The 4,026-nt window shown below is 44.0% G+C and carries 5 protein-coding genes and 2 pseudogenes; all 7 read left to right on the forward strand.

Annotated features, from left to right (window positions below):
- Window positions 1-311, forward strand: a pseudogene (locus A3761_RS23210) (hypothetical protein); the annotation flags it as partial.
- 28 nt (window positions 312-339) lie between these two features.
- Window positions 340-1,050: a tetratricopeptide repeat protein gene (locus A3761_RS23215; protein WP_068553962.1), complete on the forward strand. Its 711-nt coding sequence runs from the start codon at window positions 340-342 to the stop codon at window positions 1,048-1,050.
- A gap of 13 nt (window positions 1,051-1,063) precedes the next feature.
- On the forward strand, window positions 1,064-1,372 hold the full coding sequence (locus A3761_RS23220) for a hypothetical protein (protein ID WP_068553964.1): 309 nt from the start codon (window positions 1,064-1,066) through the stop codon (window positions 1,370-1,372).
- A gap of 274 nt (window positions 1,373-1,646) precedes the next feature.
- A complete protein-coding gene (locus A3761_RS23225) occupies window positions 1,647-2,348 on the forward strand; it encodes a MotA/TolQ/ExbB proton channel family protein (protein WP_068511508.1) in 702 nt (233 codons plus the stop codon).
- Window positions 2,349-2,406: 58 nt separating this feature from the next.
- Window positions 2,407-3,003: a biopolymer transporter ExbD gene (locus A3761_RS23230; protein WP_068553966.1), complete on the forward strand. Its 597-nt coding sequence runs from the start codon at window positions 2,407-2,409 to the stop codon at window positions 3,001-3,003.
- Complete coding sequence (locus A3761_RS23235; protein ID WP_068511512.1) at window positions 3,000-3,500, forward strand: biopolymer transporter ExbD; 501 nt, start codon at window positions 3,000-3,002, stop codon at window positions 3,498-3,500. Before A3761_RS23230 ends, A3761_RS23235 begins: the two co-directional genes overlap by 4 nt.
- 2 nt (window positions 3,501-3,502) lie before the next feature.
- Window positions 3,503-4,026 (forward strand): annotated as a pseudogene (locus A3761_RS23240) (hypothetical protein); the annotation flags it as partial.

A 4,026-nucleotide genomic window follows, 5' to 3' on the forward strand; every position in this document is an offset into this window, starting at 1 on the left:
CTCAGTTCTCAACCGAAGCTGGATATCGCATGGCTGATATTTATGCTCAGCTTAGTCGCGACTTAATGGATTCTGATCGCCCTACAGGCCTGAACGAGCTGGAGCTAGAGCAGTACGAAATTCTTCTTGAAGAACAAGCTTATCCCTTTGAAGACAGTGCTATTGAAATTCATGAACAGAACTCCAGTAGGTCTTGGATTGGTATCTACGATGACTGGGTTCAGAATAGTTTTGATGCCTTAAAAGAATTGCTACCAGGGCGTTACGATAAGCCTGAATTAAAGAGCGAGATCATCTATGACTTGTATTAAGGGTCTATTCATCTGTTTGAGGCAATCAATGTCATGTTTTTTGATGGTTTGTCTGTGCCTTATCTTGAGTGCCTGTGCAACAAAAGGAAAAATAGATAAGGAATCAATCGCCGCTGAAGATTCGCGACAAGCATTAGTTTCACAATATCAAGACGCTGTTGAAACGATGAAGTCACTAGAGAGTTCATCGGACCAAGCGATGGCTGCCGGGGTATTCAAAGGTAACGATGAGCTTGAAGATAGCTTTCATACTCTGGCAGAAATACATCAGCAAAACCCCTGGTACCCTGGGCCTCTCTTGAACCTTGGCATTAGTAGCTGGTGGTTGGGAAATGTAGAAGAGGCTGAGTCATACTTATCGAAAGTGCTCGCTCTGAAGGACTCGCTTGGGCAGGAGAACAAACAAAAGGCTGATAACAAGGCGTCGATAGATCTGCCTACAGACAAGCGGGCTGAGATTTTGGATAACTTGGCAAAGTTTACTGGCCCGGCACTCAACTATCTCGGTCAAATTATGCGGGAGAAAGGCGATTTCGATCAGGCGGAGAGCTATTATCGCCAGGCTTTGGATCAGAACCCTGAAGATATAACAGCCATTAGAAACTTGGGTATCTTGTTGGATTTATATCGTGGGCAGTTTGCGGACGCTTTGCCTTTATACGAGCAATATCAGTCTTTACTTGATGAGCCAGACCCTCAGGTAAAAGACTGGATCTTTGATATCAAAAATAGACAATAAGGAGTTGTAGGATATGAAATTAACTCAATGTTTAATGCTACTGACTTGTCTTATTTTAACGCAAGTTGTGGCGGCAGAAGGAACTGTGATCGCAATCGAAGGGGCGACTATTCGAGGGAACCAAGAGCTTCCTACCGTTTTGTATTTGGTTCCTTGGCAGCCAGCAAAGGTTTACTCTCTTGATGAACCTGAGCAGACCTTGGCATCGTCACGTCCTATTCAGCCGCTTGACCGGGCCAGCTTTCTGAGAATGCAAAGTTACCATGAAGCCTTCAGCAAACAGAATGTAAAAGCGACTACTGTGCCCGCAATACCAAAGTAGGATTCATCACTTAGACAGGTTCTTGTAAGCTAAAAGAAGGTATATTGGCCTATATGGCGTCAAACTATGACAGGAGTCACACAAAGTATGTGCATGGAAGAACATGAACACAATTCGCAACAAATCCTTTCGTGATCTAACCGTCTTTTCTCTCTTTTCAATCTACAATTTTCACAATTGTTTGCAATCGTCAGCGAAGTGCACTTGATGATTGTATAAATTTTAAATGGCCTACAAGGCATAAAGCAAAGAAAACCCCCAGGAGTAAATTGTTATGATCGAGACAATAATTCGATTTTTTCAGGAAGGCGGATTCTTCATGTATCCGATTTCAATCATTTTGGTAGTTGGTTTGGTGATTGCAATTGAACGCTATGTTTACCTGAGTGTCGCTAAGCGTAATAACCGCCAGGACTTTAATAAGCTTCACCGTATGATTAGCGGGAAGGACTTTAAGTCGGCTGTAAAGTTTGCTTCTTCGTCTAAGACCGCCATGTCGAATATGATCGGTGCGGGTCTGGTTCGATTAGGCCGCAGACAGCCACGTGAAGAAATTGAATATGCGATGGAAGAAGGCTTGCTGGAAACGATGCCGCGTTTAGAAAAACGTACGCAATATCTAGCGACTTTAGCTAACGTTTCAACCTTGCTCGGCTTGTTGGGCACGATCATTGGTTTGATCGCTGCATTTACAGCGGTTGCCTCGGCCGATCCTGCACAAAAAGCTAGCTTGCTATCACAAAGTATTTCAGTAGCGATGAACACGACTGCATTCGGTTTGATTGCGGCGATTCCTTTATTACTCGTTCACTCAGTACTTCAAACAAAGACTAACGAGATTGTCGATAGTTTTGAAATGGCGGGCATTAAAGTGATGAACTTATTAAGTGACCGATCAGCTTCGGTTCCAGCACCTGCTAAGGCTACACAGTCGCCAAGTGCTGACTCAGGGCTTAATGCGGCAGCCGCTGTTTAGTTGGTCTTTGTAAACCAACTTTATTGATCAATCCTTAGCGAAATAGGCAGACTCGACTATGAAACGCAAACATCGACGCTTACGAAGTGAAGCAGATCTGGATATCACGGCATTTATGAATTTAATGATCGTGCTTGTACCAATCTTGCTGATCAATATGATCTTTGCTCATACGAGTGTACTTGAGTTGAACTTTCCAACTCAAGACCAAAGCTCAGCTCAGGATGATGAGTCATTGCAGTTACAGGTAATGATTCTGGAAGATAAGTTGGTGGTTGCCGACAATAAAGGCGGTGTGATTAAGCAAATAGATAGTTTAAAGCGGAATTCAGTTGCAAATAATAGCTCTGACAACGCGGCCGTAAGTACTGGGGCTTACGACTTTGCGATGTTAGGGCAAGTGATGCAGGAGCTGAAATCGCGTATTCCGGAAAAGAAAGATATTACTGTCATGGCACGAAAAGACACTTCCTATCAGACCTTGGTGTCTGTGATGGATAAGGTGCGATCTTACCGTACCGTTGTTGCGGGAAGTGTAGTGAATGCCGAGTTATTCCCGGAAGTGTCGATAGCCGATGCGCCGGAAGTTGTTGATGCAAACGAAAGTGTTGCGGATGCCAAGACCGAATTAACTGATGGGAAGGTTAGATCATGAAAACATCAGCAAAAGCCAAGCGTATCCAGCGTCACCAACGCCGTAGTAAGAATCAGGGTAAGTTAAACCTGGTATCCTTGATGGACATCTTTACGATTCTTGTGTTTTTCTTGATGGTAAATTCCTCAAGTGATGTACAAGTATTGAACCAGAACAATATGGTCAAGCTTCCGGTTTCTAATGCTGATCAAATGCCAAAAGATGCGCTGGCATTAGCCGTGACTCACGACGATATTCTTGTCGGTGGCCGAGCGATCGTTAAAGTCGCCGAGCTTCGTGAATTTCAAGGAGAGGTAGAACCTCTGCTTAAGGCTGAGTTAGACTATCAGGCTTCAAAGTCTAACAGCGCAGTCGCGCCAGAAGGGCGTCCAATCACTATCGTTGCCGATCGAGAGTTGCCATATGAGCTGTTAAAGAAAATTATGACAACCTGTGTGGATTCTGGTTATGCCAGCATTTCACTTGCGGTTAATAAGCATGTTGAGCAGGAGGCTTAATCATGGCGTTTAATCAATTAGGGCCAGCCTGGAATGCCGAAGCAGGTGAGAGTGAACGCTTAGGGAAGATTACCGCAGCGGTTATTCCTGTATTTTTGGCAATCGCTGTTTATGTCTCGTGGGTGGATTTACCTGAGCAAGATAGGGAAGAGCTGGAAGCCCTGCCTCCTCAACTAGCAAAGGTCATACTTAAGAAAAAAGAAAAGCCTAAACCTGTCCTTAAAAAAGAGATTAAGAAAGAGATTAAGAAGGTTGAGCCTGAGAAGAAAGTTGCTGAGAAGCCAAAACCGAAACCAAAACCTAAGGCTCAAATAGCGAAAAAGCCCAAGCCAAAAATTAAGCCGAAAGCAAAAGATATTCAGTTGGCACGAGAGAAAGCCAAAACATCTGGTTTGCTAGCGATGAGTAATCAGTTGTCTGCACTAAGTAGCTTAGCTGATAGCGTTAAACTCGATACGCCCAAAACGATTTCGGCAAAACCTATTGCTCGTAAAGTTGAAGATAAGCTCGCCTCAAGAGCGAAAAC

The sequence above is a fragment of the Oleiphilus sp. HI0123 genome (assembly GCF_001635315.1).